Source organism: Nonomuraea sp. NPDC050790, from assembly GCF_044456745.1.
Taxonomy (GTDB): Bacteria; Actinomycetota; Actinomycetes; order Streptosporangiales; family Streptosporangiaceae; genus Nonomuraea.
Window position 1 is genome coordinate 824994 of record NZ_JBITGF010000005.1, and the last position, 26686, is coordinate 851679.

General features: G+C 72.6%; 28 protein-coding genes. 14 read left to right on the forward strand and 14 right to left on the reverse strand.

All coding sequences use genetic code 11. From position 1 onward, the window contains the following. The first annotated feature begins 110 nt into the window (after window positions 1–110). Window positions 111–614: an ATP-binding protein gene (locus ACIBEJ_RS29020; RefSeq protein ID WP_397185998.1), complete on the forward strand. Its 504-nt coding sequence runs from the start codon at window positions 111–113 to the stop codon at window positions 612–614. Window positions 615–702: 88 nt separating this feature from the next. Continuing rightward, complete coding sequence (locus tag ACIBEJ_RS29025) at window positions 703–3102, forward strand: helicase-associated domain-containing protein (protein WP_397185999.1); 2400 nt, start codon at window positions 703–705, stop codon at window positions 3100–3102. Here the strand turns inward: ACIBEJ_RS29025 and ACIBEJ_RS29030 are convergent. Beyond that, window positions 3086–3727 (reverse strand): TetR/AcrR family transcriptional regulator, encoded by a 642-nt coding sequence (locus tag ACIBEJ_RS29030; protein WP_397186000.1) that lies wholly within the window; start codon window positions 3725–3727, stop codon window positions 3086–3088. The two genes, ACIBEJ_RS29025 and ACIBEJ_RS29030, sit on opposite strands and share 17 nt — an antisense overlap. Window positions 3728–3763: 36 nt before the next feature. On the opposite strand from ACIBEJ_RS29030, the gene ACIBEJ_RS29035 reads away from it, so the two are divergent. Further along, window positions 3764–4099 carry a rhodanese-like domain-containing protein gene (locus tag ACIBEJ_RS29035; RefSeq protein ID WP_397186001.1) on the forward strand — a complete coding sequence of 112 codons (336 nt, stop codon included), beginning with the start codon at window positions 3764–3766 and terminating at the stop codon, window positions 4097–4099. Here the strand turns inward: ACIBEJ_RS29035 and ACIBEJ_RS29040 are convergent. After that, window positions 4096–5349 carry an ArgE/DapE family deacylase gene (locus ACIBEJ_RS29040; protein ID WP_397186002.1) on the reverse strand — a complete coding sequence of 418 codons (1254 nt, stop codon included), beginning with the start codon at window positions 5347–5349 and terminating at the stop codon, window positions 4096–4098. The genes ACIBEJ_RS29035 and ACIBEJ_RS29040 overlap by 4 nt on opposite strands. Before the next feature lie 41 nt (window positions 5350–5390). Between ACIBEJ_RS29040 and ACIBEJ_RS29045 the strand changes: the two genes are divergently transcribed. Beyond that, a complete protein-coding gene (locus ACIBEJ_RS29045) occupies window positions 5391–6302 on the forward strand; it encodes an endonuclease/exonuclease/phosphatase family protein (RefSeq protein ID WP_397186003.1) in 912 nt (303 codons plus the stop codon). A 7-nt stretch (window positions 6303–6309) separates the two neighbouring features. Here ACIBEJ_RS29045 and ACIBEJ_RS29050 read toward each other — a convergent pair whose 3' ends face one another. The 3 genes from ACIBEJ_RS29050 to ACIBEJ_RS29060 form a co-directional block, all read right to left on the reverse strand. Continuing rightward, entirely contained in the window at window positions 6310–6873 is a 564-nt protein-coding gene (locus ACIBEJ_RS29050; protein WP_397186004.1) for a DUF1349 domain-containing protein, read from the reverse strand. A gap of 4 nt (window positions 6874–6877) precedes the next feature. Then, window positions 6878–7549, reverse strand: a complete 672-nt coding sequence (locus tag ACIBEJ_RS29055; protein WP_397186005.1) for a spherulation-specific family 4 protein — start codon at window positions 7547–7549, stop codon at window positions 6878–6880. Between the two features lie 284 nt (window positions 7550–7833). Continuing rightward, window positions 7834–8715 carry an NAD-dependent epimerase/dehydratase family protein gene (locus tag ACIBEJ_RS29060; RefSeq protein ID WP_397186106.1) on the reverse strand — a complete coding sequence of 294 codons (882 nt, stop codon included), beginning with the start codon at window positions 8713–8715 and terminating at the stop codon, window positions 7834–7836. Window positions 8716–8998: 283 nt separating this feature from the next. Between ACIBEJ_RS29060 and ACIBEJ_RS29065 the strand changes: the two genes are divergently transcribed. Beyond that, window positions 8999–9319: a GroES family chaperonin gene (locus tag ACIBEJ_RS29065; RefSeq protein ID WP_397186006.1), complete on the forward strand. Its 321-nt coding sequence runs from the start codon at window positions 8999–9001 to the stop codon at window positions 9317–9319. Between the two features lie 64 nt (window positions 9320–9383). On the opposite strand, the gene ACIBEJ_RS29070 is transcribed toward ACIBEJ_RS29065, so the two are convergent. Next, the gene (locus ACIBEJ_RS29070; RefSeq protein ID WP_397186007.1) at window positions 9384–10301 is read right to left on the reverse strand and encodes a hypothetical protein; all 918 of its coding nucleotides are present in this window, start codon (window positions 10299–10301) and stop codon (window positions 9384–9386) included. Between the two features lie 53 nt (window positions 10302–10354). Next, window positions 10355–10789, reverse strand: coding sequence for a TIGR02611 family protein (locus ACIBEJ_RS29075; RefSeq protein ID WP_397186008.1), 435 nt, complete (start codon window positions 10787–10789; stop codon window positions 10355–10357). A 130-nt stretch (window positions 10790–10919) separates the two neighbouring features. Between ACIBEJ_RS29075 and ACIBEJ_RS29080 the strand changes: the two genes are divergently transcribed. Genes ACIBEJ_RS29080 through ACIBEJ_RS29090 form a run of 3 tightly spaced genes read left to right on the forward strand, consistent with a single transcriptional unit; the run spans window position 10920 to window position 13392 of the window. Further along, window positions 10920–11813, forward strand: coding sequence for a phosphotriesterase (locus ACIBEJ_RS29080; protein ID WP_397186009.1), 894 nt, complete (start codon window positions 10920–10922; stop codon window positions 11811–11813). Window positions 11814–11833: 20 nt separating this feature from the next. Next, window positions 11834–12742, forward strand: coding sequence for a sensor histidine kinase (locus ACIBEJ_RS29085; RefSeq protein ID WP_397186010.1), 909 nt, complete (start codon window positions 11834–11836; stop codon window positions 12740–12742). Then, window positions 12739–13392, forward strand: coding sequence for a response regulator (locus tag ACIBEJ_RS29090; protein ID WP_397186011.1), 654 nt, complete (start codon window positions 12739–12741; stop codon window positions 13390–13392). The genes ACIBEJ_RS29085 and ACIBEJ_RS29090 overlap by 4 nt, the downstream gene beginning before the upstream one ends. On the opposite strand, the gene secY is transcribed toward ACIBEJ_RS29090, so the two are convergent. Then, window positions 13385–14650 (reverse strand): preprotein translocase subunit SecY, encoded by a 1266-nt coding sequence (gene secY, locus ACIBEJ_RS29095; protein ID WP_397186012.1) that lies wholly within the window; start codon window positions 14648–14650, stop codon window positions 13385–13387. The genes ACIBEJ_RS29090 and secY overlap by 8 nt on opposite strands. An 85-nt stretch (window positions 14651–14735) precedes the next feature. On the opposite strand from secY, the gene ACIBEJ_RS29100 reads away from it, so the two are divergent. After that, window positions 14736–15332, forward strand: a complete 597-nt coding sequence (locus tag ACIBEJ_RS29100; RefSeq protein ID WP_397186013.1) for an AAA family ATPase — start codon at window positions 14736–14738, stop codon at window positions 15330–15332. On the opposite strand, the gene ACIBEJ_RS29105 is transcribed toward ACIBEJ_RS29100, so the two are convergent. Further along, entirely contained in the window at window positions 15274–15885 is a 612-nt protein-coding gene (locus ACIBEJ_RS29105) for a TetR/AcrR family transcriptional regulator (protein ID WP_397186014.1), read from the reverse strand. The two genes, ACIBEJ_RS29100 and ACIBEJ_RS29105, sit on opposite strands and share 59 nt — an antisense overlap. Window positions 15886–15933: 48 nt before the next feature. Between ACIBEJ_RS29105 and ACIBEJ_RS29110 the strand changes: the two genes are divergently transcribed. Continuing rightward, a complete protein-coding gene (locus ACIBEJ_RS29110; RefSeq protein ID WP_397186015.1) occupies window positions 15934–18105 on the forward strand; it encodes an ATP-binding cassette domain-containing protein in 2172 nt (723 codons plus the stop codon). Here the strand turns inward: ACIBEJ_RS29110 and ACIBEJ_RS29115 are convergent. Continuing rightward, window positions 18068–18859: a putative hydro-lyase gene (locus ACIBEJ_RS29115; protein WP_397186016.1), complete on the reverse strand. Its 792-nt coding sequence runs from the start codon at window positions 18857–18859 to the stop codon at window positions 18068–18070. The genes ACIBEJ_RS29110 and ACIBEJ_RS29115 overlap by 38 nt on opposite strands. Before the next feature lie 29 nt (window positions 18860–18888). Between ACIBEJ_RS29115 and ACIBEJ_RS29120 the strand changes: the two genes are divergently transcribed. Next, window positions 18889–20331, forward strand: coding sequence for a hypothetical protein (locus ACIBEJ_RS29120; RefSeq protein ID WP_397186017.1), 1443 nt, complete (start codon window positions 18889–18891; stop codon window positions 20329–20331). A gap of 34 nt (window positions 20332–20365) precedes the next feature. Next, the gene (locus tag ACIBEJ_RS29125) at window positions 20366–20797 is read left to right on the forward strand and encodes a PaaI family thioesterase (RefSeq protein ID WP_397186019.1); all 432 of its coding nucleotides are present in this window, start codon (window positions 20366–20368) and stop codon (window positions 20795–20797) included. Window positions 20798–20806: 9 nt separating this feature from the next. Here the strand turns inward: ACIBEJ_RS29125 and ACIBEJ_RS29130 are convergent, their stop codons facing one another. From ACIBEJ_RS29130 to ACIBEJ_RS29145, 4 genes are all read right to left on the reverse strand, one after another. Further along, on the reverse strand, window positions 20807–22033 hold the full coding sequence (locus tag ACIBEJ_RS29130) for a sugar ABC transporter permease (protein WP_397186020.1): 1227 nt from the start codon (window positions 22031–22033) through the stop codon (window positions 20807–20809). After that, a complete protein-coding gene (locus ACIBEJ_RS29135) occupies window positions 22030–22800 on the reverse strand; it encodes an ATP-binding cassette domain-containing protein (protein ID WP_397186021.1) in 771 nt (256 codons plus the stop codon). Before ACIBEJ_RS29135 ends, ACIBEJ_RS29130 begins: the two co-directional genes overlap by 4 nt. Window position 22801: 1 nt before the next feature. Further along, window positions 22802–23917 carry a sugar ABC transporter substrate-binding protein gene (locus tag ACIBEJ_RS29140; RefSeq protein ID WP_397186022.1) on the reverse strand — a complete coding sequence of 372 codons (1116 nt, stop codon included), beginning with the start codon at window positions 23915–23917 and terminating at the stop codon, window positions 22802–22804. A gap of 78 nt (window positions 23918–23995) precedes the next feature. Next, window positions 23996–24406, reverse strand: a complete 411-nt coding sequence (locus ACIBEJ_RS29145) for a winged helix-turn-helix transcriptional regulator (protein WP_397186023.1) — start codon at window positions 24404–24406, stop codon at window positions 23996–23998. Between the two features lie 66 nt (window positions 24407–24472). On the opposite strand from ACIBEJ_RS29145, the gene ACIBEJ_RS29150 reads away from it, so the two are divergent. Next, window positions 24473–25390: an NADP-dependent oxidoreductase gene (locus ACIBEJ_RS29150; protein WP_397186024.1), complete on the forward strand. Its 918-nt coding sequence runs from the start codon at window positions 24473–24475 to the stop codon at window positions 25388–25390. Between the two features lie 66 nt (window positions 25391–25456). Next, window positions 25457–26617 carry an ATP-binding protein gene (locus ACIBEJ_RS29155; RefSeq protein ID WP_397186025.1) on the forward strand — a complete coding sequence of 387 codons (1161 nt, stop codon included), beginning with the start codon at window positions 25457–25459 and terminating at the stop codon, window positions 26615–26617. Window positions 26618–26686: the final 69 nt, after the last annotated feature.

The following is a 26686-nucleotide window of genomic DNA, read 5'->3' on the forward strand; positions in this document are numbered from 1 at the left end:
GACAAGATCCCCTTTCCCGCCGATTGACCATTTGATGGCCAACCGTAGCGCGGAGCGCGTGCTTCTGCACGTGCATTCGCTCTTGCACCTGCACGATAGTTTGCCCCAGAATGATCAACGTGCAATCCACCTTGGCGCACGGCCAATGGACCACGTTCGACTGGTGGCCCCCGGTCGGCTGGTGGCCAGAGGCGGCGCGTGATCTGCTGGTGTCCGGTTCCCACGCGAGCGCCACGTTCGTACTCCCGGCCGCCGCCCCCTCCGTGCACGCCGCCCGCGTCTTCACCTCCGGCACGCTGGCCGGATGGGGCCTGCCGGAGCTGACCGAGAACATGGAGCTGGTCGTCTCCGAGCTGGCGACCAACGCCCTGCGCCACGGCCTGCGCCTCAACGAGCCCCACGACCGGCGCCCCGTCCACATGTCGCTGGTACGGCGCGGCCCCCTGGTCACCTGCGCCTTCACCGATCCGGGCTCGTCGGTCCCGGTGCTGCGCTACCCGGGCCCCCTCGACGCCGGCGGACTGGGCCTGCACATCGTCGACTCGCTCAGCATGCGCTGGGGATGGTCCGCGCTGGCCCCGCACGGGAAGATCGTCTGGGCAGTCCTGTCCTGACAGCCCCATCTGGGCGGGTCATCTGCACTACCGTGGTTGGTCATGGCTCACGGTGAGTCCCGCGCGACCCCCATGAGAGTGCTGACCGATGGATGATCACCTGCTCGGCTGGCTGCGAACACTCGACGAAGACAGGCTCGGCCGCGTGCTGGCCAACCGGCCCGACGCCATCGCGCCTCCGTGGCCGCGCCGCCTCGACATGCTGGCCCAGCGCCTCGGCAACGGCTTCGCCGTCATGGAGTCGATGCGCGGCCTGCCCCTTCCCTGCCTCGAACTCGCCCAGGCCTGCCTGGTGATCAACGCGCCCACCCCCGCCACCGTCTCCGCCCTGCTCGGCGCGCCCGTCGAGGAGACCGCGCCCTGGCTCGACTGCCTCTACGACCACGCGCTGGCCTGGCCGGACGCCGACGGCGTCATCCACCTGTCGGAGGCGGTCTCGCGCTGGTGGGCCGCCCCGCTCGGCCTCGGCGAACCGCTCGACCACTACCTCAACTCCTGGACGATCAGCAACGACGCGCTGCGCGCCATGGCCCGCAGCCTGGGCGTGCCGCCCCACGGCAACAAGCGCCGCACGATCGTGCGCGTCACCGAGGTCCTGGGCGACCCGGCCCGCATGGAGGCCATGCTGGCCAACGCCCCCGAGGGCACCAGGCACCTGCTGGAGTCCTTCGCCTGGGACGGCCCGGTCCGCGGCGTCGAGGGCGGCCGGTTCGTGCTGCCCGGCACGCCCGAGAAGTGGGCCGCCGACCACGGCCTGCTCTACCGGCCCCGCTGGGACCTGGCCGAGATGCCGCGCGAGGTGGCCCTGTGCCTGCGCGGCCCCGGCTACCACCCGCCGTTCACCCCGCACCCGCCCGAGGTGGCCACGATCCCGATCGACCCGGCCGAGGTCGACCACCTGATGACGCTGGCCGCGCCCCACGTGGTCGAGCGCTGCGCCGCCATCCTCGACAACACCTCCAAGACGCCCCTGCCGCTGCTGAAGACCGGCGGGGTCGGCGTGCGCGAGGTGCGCAGGGTGGCCAAGGAGACCGGCTGCGACGAGGACGAGACCCGGCTGCTGCTGGAGGTCTGCGCGGTCGCCAGGCTCCTGGCCTGGGACGAGCAGTCGGGCGGCATGGTGCCCACCGACCGGTTCGACCGCTGGCGGCTCGACGAGGGCTCGGCGAGGCTGCGGGTGCTGCTGTCGGCCTGGTGGCGGATGGAGCGCTCGTCGCTGCGGAAGGTCGACGGCAAGTACGGCACGGTGCTCGGCGACGACCAGTCCGGCTCCTCGGTGGCCAGGGTCCGCAGGGCCGTGCTGACCGGCCTGGCCCACCTGCCCTCGGGTACCGCCTTCGCCGACCGGGGCAGCCTGGTGCGCAACGTGCACTGGCACGCGCCACTGCTCGACCAGGCGCTGCTGGCCGAGTGCGCGGCCGGGGTGGTCGACGAGGCGCGGCTGCTCGGCCTGCTGGCCAACGACAGCCTGACCGACCTCGGCCGGGCGCTGGCGGGCCTCGCGGCCCACGCCGGTGACGAGAACGACGACGCCGTCCCGATGGTGGAGCACGACCCGGTGCTGGTCGGCGCGTCCACGCGGGCCCTGGCCAGCGTGCGCAGGAGCGCGCTGTTCGGCCCCGACCTGACCGCGGTGGTGACCGGGCCGCCCTCCTCCGAACTGGCCGCGCTGCTCGACCGGGTCGCCGAGCGGGAGTCGCGCGGCGCGGCCTCGGTGTGGCGCTTCACCACCGAGAGCGTGCGCCGCGCCCTCGACAACGGCTATGAGGCCGACGAACTGCTGGAGGAGCTGTCCGGCGTGGGCTCGATCCCGCAGCCGCTGGAGTACATGGTCCGCGACGTGGCCAGACGCCACGGCGAGGTGACGGTGACCACGGTCGGCTGCGTCGTACAGGCCGGCGATCCAGCGCTGCTGGCCGAGATCGCCGGGCACCGCCGCCTGGCGCGGCTCGGGCTGCGGCTGCTCGCGCCCACCGTGCTGGTCAGCTCGGAGCCCGCCGAGCGCACCCTGGCCGTGCTGCGCGAGCACGGCTACTCCCCCGTGCCGGTGGCCGACACCGGCGAGATCGCCATCCGCCGCACCCGCGTCGAGGACCGCCAGGGCGGCAAGCTCATCCTGCTGCCCGGCGGCCAGGTCGCCGAGCTGTCGGAGATGGACGACCCCGCCCACCTCATCCCCGAGCCGGGTCCCGACCCCCACGAGCACGCCAGGCGGCTGGTCGCCTCCTCCGGGCAGGGCAGCCAGGCCGGGCGGACGTGGGCGGTCATCGGCCGGATGGCCTCGCGGCTGCCCACCGCGCAGCAGTCGCTGCTCGGGTTCGTGGTCGATCGCGGGGTGCGGGCCGGGATCACGCTCACCGACGGTCTGACCGCCACGATCAGCCACGGGGAACTGCGCGGCAGCGCGCTCGACGCCTGGTGCGAGGAGGCCGGCGACTACCTGGAGTTCCCGCTGGCCGAGATCGTCGAGGTCAGGGCGACGTACTAGCGAAGGATCCGGCCAGGTCCAGGGCCGCCTGGCGGGCGCGGGCCTCGCCGTACTCCTGCTTGAGGACGCTCGCCAGCTCGCCGCCGACGGCCGCGAGCAGGAGGTGTGACAGCGCGTCCGCGTCGGCGCCCGGACGGGCCTCGGCCAGCAGGATGGCGACGTGGCGGTGCCAGAAGCGGTAGGCGCCGATGCGGTAGCGGGCGCCGGGGCTGGCGGTCTCCGACATGCGCACCAGGTCGAGGTGGGCGAACAGGTAGTCCAGGTAGGCGGCGGTGAAGGCGGCCAGGCGCTCGGCGGCGGGCGCGCCGGGGCCGAGCGGGGGCGGGCCCGACAGGATGTGCTCCTGGAGCTCCTGCTCCCGGCGGTCGAGCAGCGCCACGGCCAGGCCCGACTTGTCGCCGAACCGGCGGAACAGCGTGCCCTTCCCCACGCCCGCCTCGGCCGCGATCGCGTCCATGGAGACCGCTTCGACGCCCTTGTCCGCGAACAGGCGGGCCGCCGCCTTGAGGACCTTCTCCCTGTTCCTGGCCGCGTCGGCGCGTTCCTCGACCGGGCGGGCGCGCAGGATCTCCAGCGCCTCACTTGACGAAGCGGACTGCGGTCCGCTAGTTTTCGAGCCATCCACGAAACGGACTGTAGTCCATTTACCTTGGAGGTCGCAATGACCGCGCTCATCTCCCGCGAGGAGCTTCAGGCCGCGATCGCGGACGGCTCCGTGACCGTGCTCGACGCGCTCGGCGGGCAGTACTACGAGCAGCAGCACCTGCCCGGCGCGATCGCGCTGGTCGAGAGCGAGGTGAACGAGCGCGCGGCCGGGCTGCTGCCCGACCGCGAGGCCGCGATCGTCACCTACTGCTCCAACCCGGCCTGCCCCAACAGCCAGGCCGTCGCCACCCGGCTGGAGGCCCTCGGCTACACCAACGTCCGCAAGTACCGCGAGGGCATCCAGGACTGGGTCGAGGCCGGGCTCCCGGTCGAGACCGGGGTGCCCGCCTAGAGCGTCCCGCAGCGGCGCAGCGCGAGCAGGGCCAGCGCCCGGGTCACCTCGCGCACCTCGGCCAGCTCCACCTGCTCCCTCGGGGCGTGCGCGAAGGCCACGTCGCCCGGCCCGTAGTGGAGCGAGGGGATCCCGCCGCCGTTGTACAGACGCAGATCGCTCCCGTACGGCGCCGCCGTCTCCACCGGCCCGGCTCCGCGGACGGCGGCCACGGCCGAGCCGACCTCGGCCAGCAGGGGGTGGCCCGCGGGCAGCCGCCCGCTCGCGAACTGCCCGCCCGGCCAGGTGACCACGGGCGGATGGTCACGCAGCCGAGGGTCGGCGGCGGCCAGCACCGCCTCCTCCAGCGCCTCGCGCGCCTCGGCCGGATCCTCGTCCAGCCGCACGCCCATCCTGCCCTCGGCCACCAGCAGGTCCGGCACGCTGCTGGCCCAGTCGCCGGCCCGCACCGTCCCCACCTCGATCGGGTACGGCATGCGGTTGCCGTCGAAGATGACCGGCAGGTTCCGGTTCCGCTCGGCCTCCAGGCGCCGGATCGCCTGGAACACCGGCCAGAACACCTCGATCGCGCTGACCCCCTCGTACCGGGTGGCCCCGTGGGCGGCACGGCCGGCGAGCTCCAGCCGGAAGGTGAGGGCGCCGGCGTTGGCCGTGATCACCGCGCCACCGGTCGGCTCGGTGATCACCGCGGCCTCGCCGGTGTGGCCGCGGGCCAGGGTGGCGAAGGCGCCCAGGCCGCCGTCCTCCTCGCTGACCACGCAGTGGACGGCCAGCGGCCGGGCCAGCCGTACCCCTGAGCGGTGGAGCGCGCGCACCACGGCCAGGTTGGCGGCGACGCCCGCCTTCATGTCGCAGGCGCCTCGGCCGTGCAGGGTGTCGCCGGTGATGCGGGCGGCGAAGGGGTCGCTGCCCGCCCATTTGGCCAGGTCGCCGGTGGGGACCACGTCCGCGTGGCCCTGGAGGATCAGGGCGGGCGGGCCCTCGCCGGAGGTGGTGCCGACGACGCCGTAGCCCTCGGCGCGCGGGGCCTCGGCGCCGGGGAAGCCCTCGCGGGAGCGCAGGTCGTCCAGGTCGAGCTTCCAGACGTCGACGTCGAGGTCGGCTTCTGTGAGCAGCCGGGCGAAGCGGTGCTGCAGGTCGGACTCGGCGTCGGTGCCGGTCACGCTGGGGATTCTGACCGCCTCGGCCAGCAGGTTCACGGTGTCCGCGTCGTCGATCGCATCGAGGACGCGGGCTTCCACATCGCGCATACACGAACCGTATCCGCCATATCCGGCAATACAGCGATGTGATGTGGATTGTCGTGATTCCCTGCGCGGCGTGGGCCGTGCTGCGAGTGGCCGGGGTGGTACCCGCCTGGCCGTGGGTGCCGCTGGTGGCGTTCACGCCGTACGTGGCGCTCGCGTCGGTGCTGCCCCTGGCCCTGGCCGCCGCCCGGCGGCGCTGGGCCGCGGCCGGGCTCGCCGCGGTGAGCTGCCTGGCCCTCGCCTGCTCCGTGCTCCCCCGCCAGGTTCCGGAGGCCAACCCGCCCGCCGCGGGGGCGCGGCTGCGGGTGCTGTCGGTCAACCTCCGCGTCGGCCAGGCCGACCCGGCGGCCCTCGTCGCGCTGGTACGCCGGCTGCGGCCCGACGTCCTCACCTTCCAGGAGCTGACCGTGCCGGCCCGCGGACGGATGGACGAGCTGGGGCTGCGGCAACTGTTCCCGCACCGGGTGGACCGCCCCGCGCCGGGGGCGAGCGGGTCGGCGATCTACGCCCGTTACCCGATGACCGAGCTGCCGATGCTCGCGCACGGGTACTTCCGGCAGGTCAGGGCGACGCTGACCGTCTCGGGGACCGCGGTCGAGGTGGTCTCCGTACATCCGTGCGCACCCCGGTACGACGGGCGCGTCCCCTGCTGGCGGCAGGGCCTGGACGCCCTTCCCCGGGGCGGCGGCGCGCTGCGCGTGCTGGCCGGCGACTTCAACGCCACCCTCGACCACCCGCCCATGCGCGCGCTGCTGCGATCCGGCTACCGCGACGCGGCCGACGTGACCGGGCAGGGCCTCACGGCCACCTGGCCGGTGATGGACTGGACGGGCCTGCCAGGAGTGCAGATCGACCACGTGCTCGCCTCACGGGAGATCGCGGTGACCGAGTTCGCCGTCCACGACCTTCCCGGCACCGACCACCGCGCCGTCTCCGCCACCCTCCGGCTCCCGTGAAGCGATCTCAGGGCGTGGCCGCCTGGATGTTGGTGAAGCGCAGCGGGAAACCCTTGCCGACCGGGGCGGCGGCCATCGCGCCGGCCAGGACCGGGGCCTCGGGCGGGAAGTACGCGACGCGCAGCAGGTGTTCCGGCGGCTCGCCGGCCAGGCCGTAGCGGACGGTGACCGCGTCACCCACCCGGTCCAGCTCGAAGGTGACCCCGTCGGGGCTCTCGTGCAGCGGGAGCACCGAGGCGTCGGAGTAGTCCCGCGTCACCACCGTGGCCAGCGAGAACGCGCCGTCGTTGAACTCCACCCCCGCCTTGATCCAGGTGCTCTCGTCGATCCGCAGGATGGCGCCGGCCTGGTCGTGCTGCTCGGTGTACTCGCCGGTGAAGGTCACCGACAGCCGCAGGTCGCCGCTCTGGGGGCGGCAGAACAGGTGGGCGTTGTCGAAGGTGTAGCCGTAGCGGGTACGCCGCCACAGATCGGTGCCGCCGTCGCAGAACAACGTCAGGCCGTCGTCGGCGGTCCACTCGCGGGGAGGGTTCAGCCACTGCCAGCCCGTGGCGCCGAAGGCCATGATCATGGATTTATCCTGCCACGATCCTTCTGCCGTAGTAAGCGGGCAGGTCCGTCCAGCCGGGGCCGTCGCTGAGGTGGACCGTTCCCGCCAGCCTGGCCGCCTTGCGCAGCGTCGCCTCGCGCACCCGCTCGCCGACCCCGTGGATCAGGTGGCAGAAGCGGCCGCGCGCCAGAGTCCTGGCCCAGGCGGGCTCCCTGATCGCGCGGTAGGCGGGCAGCGGGCCCTCGAACGTCACCAGGATGTCCGCGAGCGCCGCGTAGCCCTGGTCGGGGTAGACGCCCGGGTTCAGGACGATGGTGCCGCGGACGCCGTCGACGATCTCCCGGTAGTGCTCCAGCCGGTCGGCGCCGGCGGCGACCTGGTCGAGGAAGACGCCCCGCAGGCCGTACCAGGACCTGATCCTGCGCAGGTCGGCGCGGACGTCGGTGGCGGTGCGCAGCCCGAAGTCGGTGTCCACCCGCGCCAGCACCTCGGTGCCCGCCGCGACGAGCCTGGCCACGATGGGCGCGTAGGCGCTCTCGCGTTCCTCGCCGAGATCCAGCACCACCAGTCTCGGCGGTACGGCCAGCAGCCGCCGCCACGTGTCGGCCGCCCGCGCCGGGTGGAAGTAGGCGGGCACACAGGCCCCGACCAGCGCCTCCCCCACCTCCAGCAGCCGCGTCTCCACCTGCTCCGTCACCCGCGCACCCCTCCCCAGCACAACCTCACCCCTCCGCGCCCCACTCCGCCCCCGCCCACCAGAAGCGCCCTGGCCCCCACCCGCCCAACCGGGAATGCCACCGGACCTGCTGGAGAACACGTCGCCACTGCCCGGCCTGACGGGAGCCTCCGAGTCACCTGGCACTCCCTGGACGGCCGGGAGGGTCGCCCCGGACGGCCTCTGGACGGTGGGGAGAGGCGGCTGCTCGTACGGGTTGCCGGGGTGTGGGGTGGACGGGGTCCAGTCGTGTGCCGCGTTTCCGGTCATCCCCGCCCTCTGGTCGTGTTCTCTCCGCCGGCCGACGCCGGCGCGTTCATGGATGACCACAGGGCCTCCAGCGACTCGCGCAGCGTGGTGCGCGGGCGCCAGGACAGCGAGCCCGCCGCCCGGGTGATGTCGGCGCACTGCCAGGGGACGGCGGGCGAGGGCCCCGCGCCCGGTAGCACGCGTGCCCCCGGACGGGCGACCTCCACGAGGGTGGAGACGAGTTCGCGGACCGGGGTGGCGCGTCCGCTGCCGATGTTGAGGACCGGCGGCAGCGGGCCGTCCGCCACGGCGGCGCTCGCCACCGCCTCGGCGACGTCGCGTACGTCCACGAAGTCGCGGTAGCCGTCCTGCCCGCCGACGACCAGGTCGCCGCCGTCGCGCAGGGCAAGGGCGAGCTTGGCGGGCAGCGAGTCGGGCGGCGCCCCGGGGCCGATGACGTTGAAGACGCGCAGGACCGAGGCGTCGAGGCCGTCGGCGGCGGCCGCGCGGACGAGTTCGGTGCCGGCCAGCTTGGCCAGGCCGTACGCGCCGAGGGGGTCGCACGCGGCGTCCTCGGTGATGGGCGGGCCCATGGGCACCCTGCCGTACTCGGCGCTGCTGCCGATCTGCACGTACTTGGCGCGTGGGGCGGCGACGGCCAGCGTGGCCAGCAGGCGGGCGACGGCGACGACGTTGTCCCTGGCCAGGGTGACGGGGTCGCCGCCGGTGGCGCCGGCGCAGTTGATCACGACGTCGGGGGCGACCTCGTACATGAGCCCGGTGAGCTCGGCGTGACCCGAGGCGGCCAGATCGATGCGGCCGCGAGGGACGGCGACGACGTCACGCTCCCCCAGCGCGGCCCGCACGTGCCGACCGATGAAGCCGGCGGCGCCGAACATCACGATCACCGCGAGCCGCTCCCCCTGTCACCACAACCCCGCCCAGCCGGGCGCCCCCCTTGACACGCGGCTGAGCAATTTATAGCCGAGCCTTACGGAGCCCGCCGGGAGTTCCGTCAAACCGCCCCCTGACCTGCGCTAACACCATCCACCGATATTTCCGCAAATCTCGCACAAATGGCCCGTCGGCGTTTATGTCGGGCCGCCCTTCCCGCGCCCACAGCCTCGGCCAGGACACGGCAAGCGGGCGGGCGGCGGTTCCCGTTGGACGTAAACTGCGGATGTGGCAGAACCGAAGTTCGAGATCCAGATGCTCCACGACCGGGTGCTGATCCGGCTGGAGCACGAGGCCGAGGAACGGCGCAGCGGCGCGGGGATCGTCATCCCGGCGACGGTCAAGATGGCCAACCGGCTGGCCTGGGGCCAGGTCTGCGGCGTGGGCGCGAGCGCGCGCACGGTCAAGGTCGGCGACAAGGTCCTGCTCAACCCGGAGGAGCAGTTCGAGGTCGAACTGCACGCCCAGACCTACCTGGTCATGCGCGAGCGCGACCTGCACGCCGTGGCCACCACCGAGACCGACCACGGCACCGGCCTCTACCTGTAGCCGACCACTCACCGCCCGCCCGCAGAGGGCCGCCGGTGAGCGCCGGCGCACAGCGCGCCGCCGCTCACCGCTCGCGCACGAAGTGCAGCCAGAGGCCCGATTTCCACGCCTTGGCCGGAACCCCGGCGAGCACGCGCTTCGTCTTGCCCGTGAGATCCAGGACCACCAGCCGGTACGCGCCCTTCCACGCGGCAACCGCGATCACGTGGCTCTCGTCCCACCACCCGAACAGCGCCTCAGGCTCCACGGGCACCCGCCTGACGATCTTCCCGGTGGCCGGGTCCGCGACGCACAGGTCCTCGGCGACCGACGCCGGGCACCACAGGGCCAGTTGCCTGCCGGACGGCGAGAACGCGTCCTCGGGGCCGGTCGGCAGCCCGATCGAGGGGAACGTCCGCACCACTTTGCCGTCGGCCGGGTTGTAGACGCGCAGCCCCTTGCCGTACTCGGCGACGAGGTTGCCGTCCGGGGCGAACCAGAAGCCCGCGCCCGTCGCGGCCCCGGTCACGGTGACGGTGCGGGCGGTGGAGGCGAGGGCGTCGACGACGGTGAACCCGCTCGTCCGCCACTTGCCGCCCACCTTCTTCTCCACGGTCAGCACGACCTTGGTGCCGTCGCGCGACCAGGAGGCATAGGAGGCGGTGAGGGGCTTCCTGACCGTGCGGACGCGGGCGGGCTTGCCGACGAGCCGGTCGGTGACGACCACCGAGTCCCAGCCCGAATGGTAGGAGTCGGGCACGGCGGCGACCCTGCGGCCGTCGGGTGACAGCGCCGCCTCGGAGAAGCCCTTCTGCCGGACGAAGGTGTCGCCGGTCACGCCTCTCAGGTAGGTGCGCTTGGTGCCGAACCCGTAGGAGGCGAGCCGTACCGGATCACTGGCCTGTTCCTGGACGGTCACGCCGGTGCCGGGCAGGGGCACGTTGGCCGTCACGCCCGCGGGGGCGAGCAGCGCGATCACCGCGAGGAGGCTTTTGCCGATCACGCCCGCAGATTAGACATTCCTGGGAAGGAAGTCCCGCGTGATGCCGAACGGGTCTAGAGGTAGTCCTTGGCCATCTGGAGGAGGTCGATGCCGAGCGTCCTCAGGCCGATGTAGACGATGACGCCGGCGACGATGAAGGTCACGACCAGGACCAGGATGCGCACCGTCCAGCCCTGCCGTTTGTACCACTCGGTCCAGGCGTGGAGCGTGCGCTTGCCGAACTCCAGCAACTTGTGCGCCCAGTGGAACTCGGTGGCCAGCACCGCGAGCCCGGCGAAGACCACCAGCCAGCCGGGTCCGGGGAAGGGCACCATGATGAGGCCGCCGATCACCATGACGCCGCCGATGACGCCGATGACGATCTTCAGCGTGAGCGCCCCCGAGCGGGTGGACCTGACCCCGTCCAGCCACCCGTGTATGCCGGACCTGCGCGCCGCCTCGTCCTTGAGCTTGTCGGCGTCGCCGGTTTCGGAGTTCTGGATAGACACGATTCCCCCGCGACTGTCGGTGTGCCTTCCACGATACCGGTGCTGCTTTCATTCTCCTTGCAGGTAGATCTTCACCGCAAAACAGGCATTGAGCGGCAAATATCGGTTAATGTCTGGCATGCCCGAGGTCATGCTTCGCACCGTAACCGGCCCCATACGCGCGGCCGCGATCACCGGTGCCGTTCTCCCCCATGAGCACCTGCGCAACGACCTGCGCTGGGCGGTCGGCATCGACTCCGACCCCCACCGGTGGCTCGACGAGGAGCGTCCCGTCACCGAGGAACTGCGCTCGCTGCGCGGCCAGGACGACCTCGGCCTCGTGGTCGAGCTCACCTGCATGGGCATGGGCCGCGACGCCGCCTCCCTCGCCCGCATGGCCGCGGGCAGCCGGGTCCCGGTCGTCGCCGCCACCGGACTGCACGCCGAGCCGTTCGCCGACGCCCGCGAGGCGAGCGTCGAGGAGCTGACCGGCAGGCTGATGAGCGAGATCACCTCCGGGCTCGACGGCACCGGCGTCTTCCCCGGCGTCATCGGCTCCGTCGGCTGCTGGGGCGAGGAGCCCACCGCGGTCGAGGAGCGCTGCCTCGTCGCCGCCGCCCGCGCCTCGCAGTCCTCGCGCCTGCCGGTCGCCACCCACGGCCAGGACCCCACCGGCATCCTGGAGATCCTGCTCGGCCAGGGCCTGCCCGCGAGCCGCGTCAGCGTCGGCTACACCGGCACCGACCTCGGCGCCGCCCGCAAGATCGCCGAGGCGGGCGCGTACGTCGGCCTGTCCTCCCTCGCCCAGGGCCCCGACCAGGCCGCGCGCCTCGTGCTCGGCCTGATCGAGGACGGCCACGCCGAGCGCGTCCTGCTCGGCTCCGGCGTCAGCCGCGTCGCCCAGCTCCAGCGCTACGAGGGCCCCGGCTACGCGCACCTGTTCCACGCGCTGCTGCCCCGGCTGTGCGAGGCGGGCCTGCCGGAGGAGACCCTGCGCCTGCTCACCCGCGCCAACCCGCTGCGCTGGCTCACCGGGACCGGCTGACGACTGGTTAGGATCGTGGGGTGAGCAAGCTCCCCCGCCTGTCCAAGCTGAGCGACCTGCCCGCGGTCGTCGTGCTGGCGTGGGCGGGCTGGCTGGCCGTCCCGTGGTCCTTCAGCGGCCTCGCCCAGGCACAGGCCGCCGCCGCGGAGGCCGCCGCCCGGACCCTCCCCCAGACCCCCGCCGTCGCCGCCGAGCTCCGCGAGAGCCCCGCTCCGGCCGCGGAGGTCCGCGCGGCCGCTCCGGCCGTCGACGTCCGCGGTGGCGTGGCGACCGACGATCCGGTACGGCCGGCCGAAACGGTCCGCCAGGCCGGGCCGTACAAGACGTGGGGCATGGCGGCGCGGCGCGACGCGGTCGCGATGGAGCGGGCCAGGATCGCCGGAGAGGTGCACGACGCGGCGGGCCACGGCTTGGCGGCGATCGCCATGCAGGCGGGGCTGGCCCTGGTCACCTTCGACGACGACCCCGAGCAGACGCGCGCCTCGCTGCAGGCCATCAAGGAGACCAGCACCCGCGCCCTGGCCCACCTGCGGGCCGCGCTCGACGGCATCGAGGCCGACGGCGACCTGCCGGGGCTGATCGACGGCGTGCGGGCGGCCGGGCTGCCGGTCGACGTCGAGCCCGCCCACCCGCAGGTGCCCGCCGACCTGAGCGGCCCGGTCTACAAGGTGGTGCGCGAGTCGCTGACGAACGTGCTGCGCCACGCGGGCCCGACCAGGGCGCTGGTGCGGCTGTCGGCGGATCCGGGCGTGTACGTGGTCGAGGTGGCCGACCGGGGCGCGGGCCGCCGGAACATGACGGAGGGCCGCGGGCTGACCGGGATGCGCGCGCGGGTGCTGGCCGCGGGAGGGCAGTTCGCCGCGGGACCGCGTGCGGGCGGCGGTTTCCAGGTGATCGCCCGATTCCCCAGGACCGGCGACACCGCGTGATCAGGGTCGCCGTGGCCGACGATCAGGCGGTCGTGCGGATGGGGCTGCGGGCGCTGATCGAGCGCGAGGGCGACCTGGAGTGCGTGGGCGAGGCGGCCGACGGCGCGCGGGCGCTGGCGCTGCTGCGCGAGACCCGCCCCGACGTGCTGCTGCTGGACATCCGCATGCCGGGCATGGACGGCGTCGAGACGCTCAGGGCCATCGCCGCCGACCCCGGCCTGAGCGGCACGCGGATCGTGGTCGTGACCACGTTCGCGGTCGACGAGTACGTCTTCGCCGCGCTGCAGGCGGGCGCGAGCGGCTTCGTGCTGAAGGACAGCGCCCCCGACGAGCTGGTCAGCGCGATCCGGGTGGTGGCGGCGGGCGAGGCGCTGCTGTCGCCGTCCATCACCCGCAAGGTGATCGGCATGTTCGGCCGCCACGCCGGCGCCGAGCCGGTCGCGGGCGTGGAGACGCTGACGCCGCGCGAGCGGGAGCTGGTGGCGTGGGTGGCGACCGGGCGCTCCAACGAGGAGATCGCCGGGGAGCTGGTGATCAGCCCGGACACGGTCCGCACCCACGTGAGCCGGGCCATGGTGAAGCTGCACGCCCGCGACCGCGCCCAGCTCGTGGTGTTCGCGATGCGGGCGGGGCTGGTCCTGCCTACCTGAGCAGCCCCTCGTAGTTGCGCTGCTGGAGCTGGGCCTCGATCTGCTTCACGGTGTCGAGGCCGACGCCGACCATGATGAGCACGCTGGTGCCGCCGAAGGGGAAGTTCTGCTGCGTGGACGGGTCGCGCAGCAGCGCGAAGGCGACCAGCGGCAGCAGGGCGAGCACGCCGAGGTAGACGGCGCCGGGGGCGGTGAGCCGCGACAGCACGTACGACAGGTATCCGGCGGTCGGCCTGCCCGGCCGGATGCCGGGGACGAACCCCCCGAAGCGCCGCATGTTGTCGGCCACCTCGACGGTGTTGAAGGTGATCGACACGTAGAAGTAGGCGAAGGCCACGATGAGCGCGAAGTATCCGGCCATGTAGAGCGGGTGGTCGCCCTCAAGGTACGGCGCCAGCCACGGCACCTGTCCGGCGAACAGCGTCGGGAGGTAGAGCAGCGAGGAGGTGAAGATGACCGGCACGATGCCCGCCTGGTTGACCTTGAGCGGGATGTAGGTGCTGGTGCCGCCGTAGGTTCTGGTCCCGACCATGCGCCTGGCGTACTGCACGGGCACCCGCCGCTGCGCCTGCTCCATGAAGACGACCGCCGCCACCAGGAAGACGCCGGAGACGAGCATGACGACGGCGGCGAAGCCGTTCATCGTGAAGATCGTCGACATGTAGGACGGGAAGACCGCGACGACCTGCGTGAACACCAGCAGCGACATGCCGTTGCCGATCCCCCTGTCGGTGATCAGCTCGCCCAGCCACATGACCGCGCAGGTGCCCGCGACCATCACGCTGACCAGCACCGCGATGCTGAGCAGGCCGTCGTCGCGCAGCACGGGCTCCTGGCAGCCGGGAAAGAGCTGCCCGCTCCTGGCCAGCGCCACCACGGTCGTGGCGTTGAGCACGGCCAGCGCGACCGTGAGGTAGCGGGTGTACTGGGTGATCTTCTGCTGCTTGCCCTCCTTGCGCAGCGCGTCCAGCCGGGGGATGAGCACCGCCATGAGCTGCATGACGATGCTGGCGGTGATGTACGGCATGACGCCGAGCGCGAACACCGACAGCTTCAGCATCGCCCCGCCGCTGAACAACTGCACCATCTCGGCCAGCCCGCCGCGGACGCTGCCGAGGCACCGCTGCACGGCCACCACGTCCACGCCCGGCGAGGGCAGGATCTGGCCCAGCCGGAACAGGGCGATGAGGCCGAGGGTGAACAGCAGTTTCCGGCGCAGATCCGGGACGCGGAACGCGCGGGCGAACAGGGTGAGCATGCGCCGAGTCTGGCCGGGCGCGGCGCGCGGGGCGTCCGACGGCAGGAGGCTGTCGCGTACGCAGATCCGCGTAGGCTCTGACCTCGTGGTACCTGTCTGGGTGATCAGCGGCCCGCCGGGCGCGGGCAAGTCCACCGTCGCCGCGGCGCTGCTGTCGCGCCTCGCGCCGGTCCCGGCGCTGCTGGACAAGGACACCGTGTACGGCGGCTTCGTCACCGAGACCCTGCGCGCGTACGGCCGTCCGCCCGGCGAGCGCGAGGGCCCCTGGTACGACGAGCACGTCAAGCGGCACGAGTACGGCGGGCTGACCCGGCTGGCGCGGGCGATCAGGAGCCACGGCTGCCCGGTGATGCTGGACGGGCCGTTCACCTCGCAGGTCCACTCGGCCGAGCTGTGGGCCCGCTGGGTGGACGAGCTGGGCGGGGGTCCCGCGCACCTGGTGTGGGTGCGCTCCGACGGGCCGACGCTGCGCGAGCGGCTGCTGGCCAGGGGCCTGGAGCGGGACGCGGGCAAGCTGGCCGCCTTCGCGGACTACCTGGCGGCGATCCGGGTGGACGAGCCGCCGGCCGTACCGCATCTGGAGATCGACAACCGGTGGGGCGCGCCCGGCGTCGGCGAGCAGCTCACGGCGGCGGGTATGCCGCCGCGAACACCTCGGGCAGGCGCGGGACCAGGCGGGTGAAGACGCCGTCCTCGTAGGTGGCCTCGGGCTGGTTGGCGAGCTGCTGGGAGGCGACGCCGGCGATCAGGCTGGCGGCCAGGGCCAGGCCCTGCTCCCCGGCGGCGTCGGAGCCGACCTCGCCGCGGGCGACCGCGCCCTCGATCAGGGTGGCGAAGTGGCGGTGGATGGCCAGGGCGGGGGCGTACGCCTGCTCGGAGGGGGTGAATCCGGGCACCGTGCGCCAGAAGAGCAACTGGGCCAGCACCTGGTTGGCCATGATCCAGCGGGCTCCGGCCTCCAGGGAGGCGCCCATGGCGGCCAGGCCGGGTTCCATGCCCTCGGCGGCCTGCCGTACGGCATCGAGGTAGCCCTTCTGGCCGCGCTCGAAGAGCGCGTCGTAGAGCGCGGCCCGCGACGGGAAGTACTTGTACAGCGAGGGCGGCTGGATGCCGAGCCGGCGCGCGACGGTGGCCATGCTGAGCGCGGCCACGCCGTCGGCGGCCATGACCTCCAGGGAGATCCGCAGGATCTCCTCCTGAGTCTCCGTGCGACGGCGGGCCCGGCGATCTGTCACAGCCATAGCATAAGCTATAGGTATTAGCTAAAGCTATGAGGAGTGGCTGTGGACATCATCCTGACCGGACTGAAGCAGAACAACCTCAAGGACATCTCGCTGCGCCTGCCCAAGGAGCGTCTGACCGTCTTCACCGGTGTGTCGGGCTCCGGGAAGTCCTCGGTCGTGTTCGGCACCATCGCCACCGAGTCGCAGCGGCAGATGAACGCGACCTACAGCGCCTACCTCCGCAACCGGCTGCCCAAGTTCGAGCGGCCGCGGGCCGAACGGCTGGCCCACCTGACGCCCGCCGTCGTCGTCGACCAGCGCCCGGTCGGCGGCAACGCGCGCTCGACCGTCGGCACCATGACCGAGATCCACCCGATCCTGCGCGTGCTCTTCTCCCGGTACGGCACGCCGTCCGCCGGCCCGGCCAGCGCCTATTCCTTCAACGACCCCCAGGGCATGTGCCCCGAGTGCGACGGGCTGGGCAGGACCGTCCGGCTCGACCTGGACCAGGCCATCGACAAGACGCTCTCGCTCAACCAGGGCGCGCTGCGGCTGTGGTCGGTGGGCTCGTGGACGTGGAAGCTGTACGAGCAGTCCGGACTGTTCGACATGGACAAGCCGGTCGGCGAGTTCACACCCGAGGAGATGCGCCAGTTGCTCCACGGCGAGAGCTTCAAGCTGGAGCGCGGCACCTACGAGGGCGTCGCCGACCGCTTCGACCGCCTCTACCTCAAGCGCGACAAGGACCTGGTGTCGGCGAAGAAGATGCTGGCCGAGGGCCCCTGCCCGGCCTGCGGCGGCGCCCGCCTCAACCGGGCGGCGCTGGACTCGCGCATCGGCGGGCTCAACATCGCCGACCAGGCCTCCATGGAGGTCTCCGACCTGATCACCGAGCTGGCGGGCCTCGCCAACCCGGTCGCGGAACCGGCCGTGGAGGCGCTGCGCCGGATCGAGGCGATCGGCCTCGGCTACCTCAGCCTCGACCGGCAGACCAGCACGCTCAGCGGCGGCGAGGCGCAGCGGCTCAAGACCGTGCGCCACCTGGGGTCCTCGCTGAGCGGGCTCACCTACATCTTCGACGAGCCGAGCGTCGGGCTGCACCCGCGCGACGTGCACCTGCTCGGCGAGCTGCTGCTGGAGCTGCGCGACAGCGGCAACACGGTGATCGTGGTCGAGCACGACCGCGACATCATCGAACTGGCCGACCACGTCGTGGACCTGGGCCCGCGCGCCGGCACCGCCGGCGGCGAGGTCGTCTACGAGGGCGGCGTGGCCGGGCTGCGCGCCTCCGGCACCCTCACCGGCCGCATGCTGCGCCGCACCACCGGCCTCAAGCCCCAGGTCCGCACGCCGTCGGACTGGATGACGATCGCCGGCGCCTCCCGCCACAACCTCCACGACGTGTCGGTACGCGTGCCGCTGGGCGTGCTCACCGCGGTCACCGGCGTGGCCGGATCGGGCAAGAGCACGCTCATGGGCTACGCCGACGCCATCGCGATCGACCAGTCGCAGATCACCGGCTCGATCCGCTCCACGCCCGCCACCTACCTCAACGCCATGGACACCATCCGCAGGCTCTTCGCCACCGCCAACGGCGTGGAGCCCGGCTGGTTCAGCTTCAACGCGCTGGGCGCCTGCCCGGCCTGCGAGGGCAGGGGCGTGATCAAGACCGACCTCGCCTTCATGGACCCGGTCACCTCGGTCTGCGACGCCTGCGGCGGCAGCCGCTACAACGACACCGCCCTGTCCTACCGTTACGAGGGCCGCACGATCGCCGACGTGCTGGCGATGACGGCCGAGGAGGCCGACGGAGTGTTCGGGATGTTCGGCGCGCTGAGCGAGCTCGGCCTCGGCTACCTCACCGTGGGCCGCTCGCTGAGCACGCTGTCGGGCGGCGAGCGCCAGCGGCTCAAGCTGGCCCATCGGCTGCGCGAGAGCGGCAACGTATACGTCTTCGACGAGCCGACGACCGGGCTGCACATGGCCGACGTGGACACGCTGCTGGCGCTGCTCGACCGGCTGGTCGACGGCGGCAACACGGTGATCGCCGTGGAGCACGACCTCGACGTGGTCAAGCACGCCGACTGGGTGATCGACATGGGGCCCGAGGCCGGGCAGCACGGCGGCCGGGTGGTGTTCACGGGCACGCCCGCCGACCTGGTCAACGCCTCGACCCACACCGCGAAGCACCTGGCTAGGTCACTCGAAAGTCCTCGTCGCGCGCGTCGATGATCGCCATGTGGCCGGGCAAGTGGCCGATGGCGAAGTCCACGGCGCCGAGCGCGAGCTGGGGCGTGACCCCGCAGGCCCAGAAGACCGGCACCTCCCCCGGCCCGACCGGCACCCGCTCGCCGAAGTCCGGCCGGTCCAGGTCCGCGATGCCCAGCTCCGCCGGGTCTCCGGCGTGCACCGGCGCCCCGTGCACCGCCGGGTAGCGCCCGGTGACCTCCCGCGCCCGCGCCACGAGGTTCTCCGGCACCGGGCGCATCGAGACGACGAGCGGCCCAGAGAAGACCCCCGCGGGCTCGCACGCCACCGCGGTCCGGTACATCGGCACGTTCACCCCCAGCTCCACGTGCCGGATCGGGACGCCGGCCCGCATGAGCGCGGCCTCGAAGGTGAAGCTGCAGCCGAGCAGGAACGCGACCAGGTCCGCGCGCCAGTCGGCCAGCACGTCGGACACGTCCCTGACCGGCCGGCCGTCCTCGTGGACCCGGTAGCCGGGCAGGTCGGTACGCAGGTCGCCGGCGAACAGCCGGGTGGCGGTGGCGCCCGGCTCGCCGACGTCCAGGACGGGGCAGGGCTTCGGGTTGCGCTCGGCGAAGCGGCGGAAGTCGGCCGCGTGGGCGGCGGGCAGGGCGATGAGGTTCGCCTGCGTCCACCCCGCGCACCAGCCCGCCGTCGGCACCCGCTCCCCCCGCCTGAACCTGGCCCGCGCCCGCTCCGGGCTCAGCTCCGATTCCCGCACGTCATCTCCCCTGGGCATTTGCGCCGGGCGCGAGTAGAAAGTGACTCGTGCCCCCAACGGACTGGAACCCCGCCGAGACCCGCCTCTGGCACGCGTTCCGCCAGGGCGCCGAACTCGACCTCGGCGCCCTGGACGAGGCCGAGCGCAAGGTCCGCGCCGACGTCGTCGCCGAACTCCTCCTGCACGGCCCCGAGGCGCTGCCGGGCCGGGTCACCGCGCTGAAGCTCGCCGGAGCCGAGATCCAGGGCCGCCTCGACCTGGAGGGCGCCGTCATCGAGCCCGCGCTGGCCCTGGTGGGCTGCACGTTCGAGCACGGCGTGAACCTGACCACCGCGAGCGCGGGATCGATCTGCCTCAACGACTCCCACCTCCCGGAACTGTCGGCGGAGCTGTTACGCGCCCGGACGTTCATGATGCGCGACGCCAAGCTCGACGGGAACCTCTGGATCCAGGGCGCCCGCGTCGAGGCCGACATCGACCTGGACCGTACCCGGGTCGCCGGGTTCCTCAACGCCAACCTCGCCGTCACCGGCGGCTGGTTCAACGGCCGCGGCTCGCCCCGCCACGACCACGTCGCGCGCGGCCTCACGGTCGGCGGCGAGCTCGACCTGGTCGGCGCCCAGCTCGCCGGCCTCGACCTGCACGGCGCCAGGATCGGCGACGGCGTGTGGGCCAGGGGCGCCGTCATCGGCTACGCCTGCCTGGCCACCGCCGAGATCGGCGGCCCGCTCAGCCTGCGCGCCGCCAGGATCACCGGGGAGCTCGACCTCGACGCCGTCGTGATCCGCCCGCCGTCCGGCGCGGTGATGATCGACCTGTCGGACGCGGAGGTGGTCAGCGCCGTCGTCACCCCCTCACCCGCCGGATCCGGCCGCCTGTCGCTGCGCAACGCCCGCATCACCGCGTACGCCGACGAGCCGGCCGCCGGGCACGAGAGCGACCTGGACGGCTTCGCCTACCAGCGGCTCGACCCCCTGTCACCGGAGCACGCCGACGAGCGCCTGGCCTGGCTGGAGCGCGGGAGCGCGCCGGGCACGCCGCAGCCGTACGAGCAGCTCGCCGCCGCCTACCGCGCCGCGGGCCTGCACCGGGAGGCCGGGCGCGTGCTGCGGGAGAAGCTGCGCCGCGCCGCGCGGGCGCGCGGCGGCCTGGCGCGGGCGTGGGGCGCGCTGCAGGACCTCGTGCTCGGGTACGGCTACCAGCCGTGGCGGGCGGTCGTCGCCTTCGCGGCGGTCCTGGTGGCGGGGACGCTCTACTTCGCCACGGTGAGCTGCCCGACCCTGTGCCCGATCAAGGCGGACGAGCATCCGGCCTGGGATCCGTTCCTGTACACGCTCGACCTGCTGATCCCGCTCGCCAACCTGGGCCACGACGGCGTCTGGAACCCGCTGGGCCTGGCCAAGGCGGTCAGTCTCGTGGTGGTCGTGGCCGGCTGGGCCCTGGTCACCACCATCGCCGCCGCGGCCGCCCGTGCCCTGACCCGGCCGTGAATTCTGTCGGTGGCCCGGTGTTCAATGGCGAACCATGCGACCTCGCACGGGCCCCTTCTGGGACTTCCTGGCCGGCCGGGCCAAGCCGCCGCCGGCCGCCGCGCTGCTGGGCTGGGAGCTGATCGCGATCGACGCCGACGCGGGCACCATCTCGGTGGCCTTCGAGGCGGGCGAGCGGTTCACCAACCCGGTGGGCGCGATCCAGGGCGGCTTCCTGGCCGCCATGCTCGACGACACCCTGGGCCCGGCGCTGGTCGCCACGCTCGCGCCCGACCAGTTCGCGCCCACGCTCGACCTGCACGTGCAGTTCCTGCGCCCGGCCCGTCCAGGCCGCCTGGTGGGGCACGGCCGGGTCGTCAGGCGCGGCGGCGGCGTCGCGTTCCTGGCCGGTGAGCTGCTCGCGCCCGACGGGGAAGCGGTCGCGGTCGCCACCGCCACCGCCCGCATCCAGACCGTCAGGAGCTGACCGGCGCGTTCAGGCCCGGCCGCTGGCCTTCTGGCTGCGGCGGCTGACCGAGTCGATGACCACGGCCGCCAGCAGCACCGCTCCGGTCACGATGAACTGGATCGCGTTGCTCACCCCCTGCAACGCCATCCCCGAGGCGATCGACTGGATGACCAGCATGCCGAGCAGCGCCGAGTACGTGCTGCCCCGGCCGCCGAACAGGGAGGTGCCGCCGATGACGGCCGCCGCGATGGCCATCATGAGCACGTTGCTCTGCCCGGTGGCCTGGCTGGCGCTGGAGATGCGGGAGGCGGCGAAGATGCCGCCGAGCGCCGCGAAGGCGCCGGAGATCGCGAAGACGGACATGCGGATGAAGGCCACGTTGATGCCCGCGCGCCGGGCGGCCTCGATGTTGCCGCCGACCGCGAAGACGCTGCGGCCGTACTTGGTGCGCCGCAGGACGAAGTCGGTGACGACCACGACGGCCAGGAAGATCAGCAGCGCCAGCGGCAGGCCCCGGTAGAGGTTGAGCACGTAGGCCACGCCGAAGGCCACGACCGCGAGCACCGCCGTACGCAGGACGATGTCGCCGGTCGAGCGGAACGGGACGCCGGCGGCGCGGCGGCGGGCGTTGCCCACGAGCGAGACGAGCAGGAACCCCGCGGTCGCGGCGGCGGCCAGGCCGTAGGCGGCGATGACGTAGGCGAAGTAGGTGTCGGTCAGGCCGGCGATCAGGCCGTCGGGCAGGTTGATGGTGCCGTTGGGGCCGAGCACCCACAGTTGGAAGCCGGTCCAGGCGAGCATGCCGGCCAGCGTGACCACGAACGACGGCACGCCGATCCTGGCGAAGAAGAAGCCGTGGAACAGGCCCATCGCGGCGCCGACCGCGACCGCGACGATCATCGCGGCCAGCGGGTCCCAGCCCTGGCCGACGCTGAGCACGGCCAGCACGGCGGCGCAGGCGCCGCTGACCGCGCCCGCCGACAGGTCGATCTCGCCCAGCAGCAGCACGAACACGATGCCGACCGAGATCAGGCCGGTGGCGACGATGTCGACGCTGAGGTTGGACAGGTTCTGCGCGGACAGGAAGCGGTCGTTGAGCGTCTGGAAGACGAGCCAGATGACGACCAGCCCGACGACCACGGGCAGCGGGCCGAGTTCGCCGCCCTTGATCCGCCGCCTGAACTCGCCGAGGTATCCGGCGAAGCCCTCCTCGCGTACCACCAGCCGCGGGTCCACCTGCGCGTCCCGCGTCATTCGTCCTCCTCGGAACGGGCCCGGCGGCGCGAGACCGCGTTGTCCGTGGCGCCGGTGATCGCGGCGATGATCTCCTCCTGCGTGGTGCTCCTCGCGTCGAAGACGCCGTTGTTCCTGCCGAGACGCAATACGGCCACGCGGTCGGCGACCGCCTTGACGTCGACCATGTTGTGGCTGATCAGGATGACGCCGAGTCCTTGGGCGCGCAGCCGTTCGACCAGGTCGAGGACCTGGGCGGTCTGCTCGACGCCGAGGGCGGCGGTGGGCTCGTCCAGCAGCACCACCTTGGGCTCGCCGAGCAGCGAGCGGGAGATCGCCACGGTCTGGCGCTGGCCGCCGGAGAGCGAGGCGACCGGGATGCGCACGCTCGGGATCTTGATCGACAGCGTGTTGAGCAGGTCGCGCGAGCGTTTCTCCATGGCGACCTCGTCGAGCACGCCGAGGCGCCTGATCTCGTTGCCGAGGAACAGGTTGCCGACCACGTCGAGGTTGTCGCAGAGCGCGAGGTCCTGGTAGACGGTTGCGATGCCGAGCGCCTGCGCCTCGCTCGGGCTGTGGATCGTGACCGGCCGGTCCTGCCAGCGGATCTCCCCCTCGTCGGGCGGGCCGACGCCGGCGATGACCTTGATCATCGTGGACTTGCCCGCGCCGTTGTCGCCCACGAGCGCGAGGACCTCGCCCGCGTTGACCTCCAGCGAGACGTCCTTCAGCGCCTGGACGGCGCCGAAGCGCTTGGAGACGCCCTCCAGGGCCAGGACCGGTGCCACGTCATTCCAGCCCGGCGGCCTTGCAGGCGGCCTGGACCTGCGGGGTGCAGATCTCCTTGACGGACCAGAACCCGTCCTTGACGACCGTGTCCTCGATGTTCTGCTTGATGACGACGATCGGCGGGATGATCTGGGCGGGGATCGAGGTGTTCGTACCGTTGTCGACCGTCGCGGTGCCCTTGACCGCCTGGCCGGTGCCGAGCGCGATGGCCATCTCGGCGGCGTTGCGCGCCTCCGGCCGGATCGGCTTGTAGATCGTCATGGTCTGGGTGCCGAGCAGGATGCGCTGGATGGCGGCGAGTTCGGCGTCCTGGCCGGTCAGCGGGGTGCCCTGCTTGACGCCCGAGTTCCGCATGGCCTTGGCGATGCCGCCGGCCATGCCGTCGTTGGCGGCGTAGACGCCGATGACGTTCTGCGCGCCGAGGGCGGTGAAGGCGCCGTTGGCCTCGGTGTTGGCCTGGTCGGGGCTCCAGTCCGGGGTGTCGTACTCCTTGCCGATGGTCACCTGGCCGTCGAGCACCGAGTGGGCGCCCTTCTTGAAGTCACCGGCGTTCGGGTCGGTGGGCGAGCCGTTGATCATGACGATCGGGCCGCGCTTGGGGTCGCCGCCCGCCTTGACGGCCTCCAGCAGCGCCTGCCCCTGCATCTTGCCGACTTGGATGTTGTCGAAGGAGGTGTACGCGGCGACGGGCCCGCCGGCCAGCCGATCGTAGGCGACCACCACGGCGCCCTGGTCGGTCGCCTTCTTGACCGCGCCCGCGATGGCCTTGGCGTCCACGGCGTCCAGGATCAGCACCTTCACGCCGTTGGTCAGCATGGTGTCGACCTGCTGCTGTTGCAGGTTCGGGTCCTGGTTGGCGTTGTTGTACACGACCTCGCACTTGGGGCACAGGGCCTTGATGCCGGCGGTGATGTACGGGCGGTCGAACTTCTCGTACCTGGCGGTCTTCGACTCGGGAAGCAGCAGGCCGATCCTGAAGCCCTGCTCAACCGTGCCGATCGCGGCGGGGCTGCCCGGAGCGGTGCCGCCTGTGCTGCCGCCGCCCGACTGGCCTGCCGTACCGCAGGCCGCCAATCCCAGGACGGCCAGGAGACCGCCGATGACCAGTGCTTTCACAGGGCGAGCCGTACCCAGGGCGGTTGCTAGGCGCGCGGTGGGTTGCCAATCCTTGGCCGGGTGATGTCGGGGTCTTGATCAGATGGGGCGGACGGGCTCGGCGGCGCGCTCGTCGTAGGCGCGGCGGGCGGCGAAGACCTCGTCCGCGTGCTCGGCCGACCACTCCGCGATGGCCGCGAGCAGACCCCCGGCGCTGCGGCCTAGGTCGGTGAGCTCGTAGTCCACGCGCGGCGGGATCGTCGGGTAGACGGTGCGCGTGACCAGGCCGTCGCGTTCGAGGGCGCGCAGGGTCTGGCTGAGCATCTTCTGGGTGATGCCGTCGAGGATGCGGCGCAGCTCGTTGAAGCGGCGCGGGCCGTCCAGGAGCGCGCCCATGACCAGCGTGGCCCACTTGCCGGTCAGCATGTCGAGGACCGCGCGGGGCTTGCACGCCCGCAGGAACGCCTCGGCGCCGCCGTAGCGGCGCAGATCTGGAAAGATGGTATCCATCAGGAACCTGGATATCAAAAGGGTGCCTTCTTCACAAGCGATACCGCCTGCGGCCACGCTGTCCGCATGAGAACGATCGTTTACCGCTCCTTCGGCGGACCCGAGGTCCTGGAGCCCGCGCAGGCCGCCAAGCCCGTCCCGGAGCCGAACGAAGTGCTGGTCAGGGTGCACGCCGCCGGTGTGAACCCGCCCGACTGGAAGCTGCGGCGCGGGCCGTACCCGCCACACTGGGTGACGCCGCCGCTGGTGCCCGGATTCGACGTCTCGGGCGTGGTGGAGTCCTCCGGGGCCTACCAGGGCAGGTTCGTGCCGGGCGACGAGGTGTTCGGCATGGTCCGGTTCCCCGCGCCCGCCGGGGCCTACGCCGAGTACGTGGTGGCCAGGCCCCGGCAGTTCGCCCGCAAGCCGGCCGGCCTCAGCCACGTGGAGGCGGCGGCGCTGCCGATGGCGGGCCTCACCGCCTGGCAGGGCTTCGAGGACTCCTGGGACGTACGGCCCGGCCGCCGCGTGCTCGTGCACGGAGCGGCGGGCGGGGTCGGTCATCTGGCGGTGCAACTGGCCAAGCGGCGCGGGGCGTACGTGATCGGCACGGCCGGCGCGGGCAAGCACGACTTCGTCCGGCGGATGGGCGCCGACGAGGTGATCGACTACCGCGCCGTGGACTTCGCGCGGGCGGTCGAGCCCGTGGACATGGTCTTCGACGTGGTCGGCGGCGACTATCCGGAGCGCTCGCTGCCGCTGGTGCGACCGGGCGGCGCCTACCTCGGCGTGGCCGACATCTCCGACGAGACCGGCGCCCGGTACTCGGCTCGCGGCGTGCGGTGGCGGCGGTTCCAGGTGGAGCCCGACCACGCCTCGCTGGCCGCGCTCACCGAGGTGCTGTCCGTGCACGTCGACCGTACCTTTCCGCTGGAGGAGGCGGCCAAGGCGCACGAGCTGGCGGAGAGCTCCGGCTTCGTCGGCAAGATCGTCCTGGAGGTTTGACAGATCGGTTCGCGTCAATCTACGTTGACGTAGGTCAATTGAAGTTGACGCGAGAGGAGCTGTCGCATGCATGCGCTGGCCATGGCCGTGCGGGCCAATCTGCCCGTGATCCTTTGGGGGGCGCCGGGGACCGGGAAGACCTCGGCGGTGCTCGCGCTCGGGGAGCGGCTCGGGTTGCCCGTCGAGGTCGTCGTCGGGTCCGTCCGGGAACCGAGTGACTTCGCCGGGTTGCCCGTCGTCCGGGACGGTGGGACCTGGTTCGCGCCGCCCCGGTGGGCCGAACGGCTCGCCTCCGCCGGGGGCGGGATCCTGTTCCTGGATGAGCTGACGACGGCGCCGCCTGCCGTACAGGCGGCCATGTTGCGGGTGGTTCTGGAGCGGGTGGTCGGGGATCTCGCGCTGCCCGCCTCGGTACGCGTCGTTGCGGCGGCCAATCCGCCCGCCTTGGCCGCCGATGGGTGGGATCTTTCGGCGCCTCTGGCCAATCGGTTCGTGCATCTGGACTGGGTGGTCGGTGCGGCTTCCGTGGCCGACGGGTTCACCGGGGGGTTCGTGGTGCCGGAGCTTGCCGGGGTGGGGCCGGGTGGGTCTCTGGGGGTGGCTCGAGCTTTGGTGGGGGCGTTCTTGCGGGTACGGCCTTCGCTGGTGCTGGCGGTGCCGGAGGACAGTGGGCGCGCTTGGCCCAGCCCGCGTACCTGGGAGTTGGCGGCGGCCGCACTCGCCTGCACCACCCCCACGTCCCCAGCCGCCACCGTCGACGGCCGTGGAGGCCGTGCGGGCACCACCACGCCGCACGACCTTCCCGGGACCGCCACCCCGCACGGCGGTTCCGGCGGCTCACGACCGGAGTGGCTCGAACGGGTGCGGGCCGAACTGGTGGTGGGCGCCGTGGGCGAGGCTGCCGGGTTCGAGCTGCTCTCGTGGGTACGCGACCTCGACCTCCCCGACCCCGAGACCTTGCTGTCCGACCCGGAGGCGCCACTGCCCGATCGGGTGGACCGGCTCCATGCCGTGCTCGGCTCGGTCGTGGCCCACGTTCATGCCGACGGCGGCGGCGAGTCCTGGCAACGCGCATGGACCCTGGTGGCCCGGGCGGCCCGCCGTACACCGGATGTGGCCGCAGGCGCGGCCCGTACCCTGGCCACCCGCCGCCCGGCAGGCACCCCACTCCCACCCGCCATGCTGGAGCTGGCCCCGATCCTCCGCGCCGCGGGCCTCATGCCATGACCGCCACGCCGCCCACCACAGGCGCCGATGCCGTGACCACGACCCCACACGTTGCACCATCCGACGCCA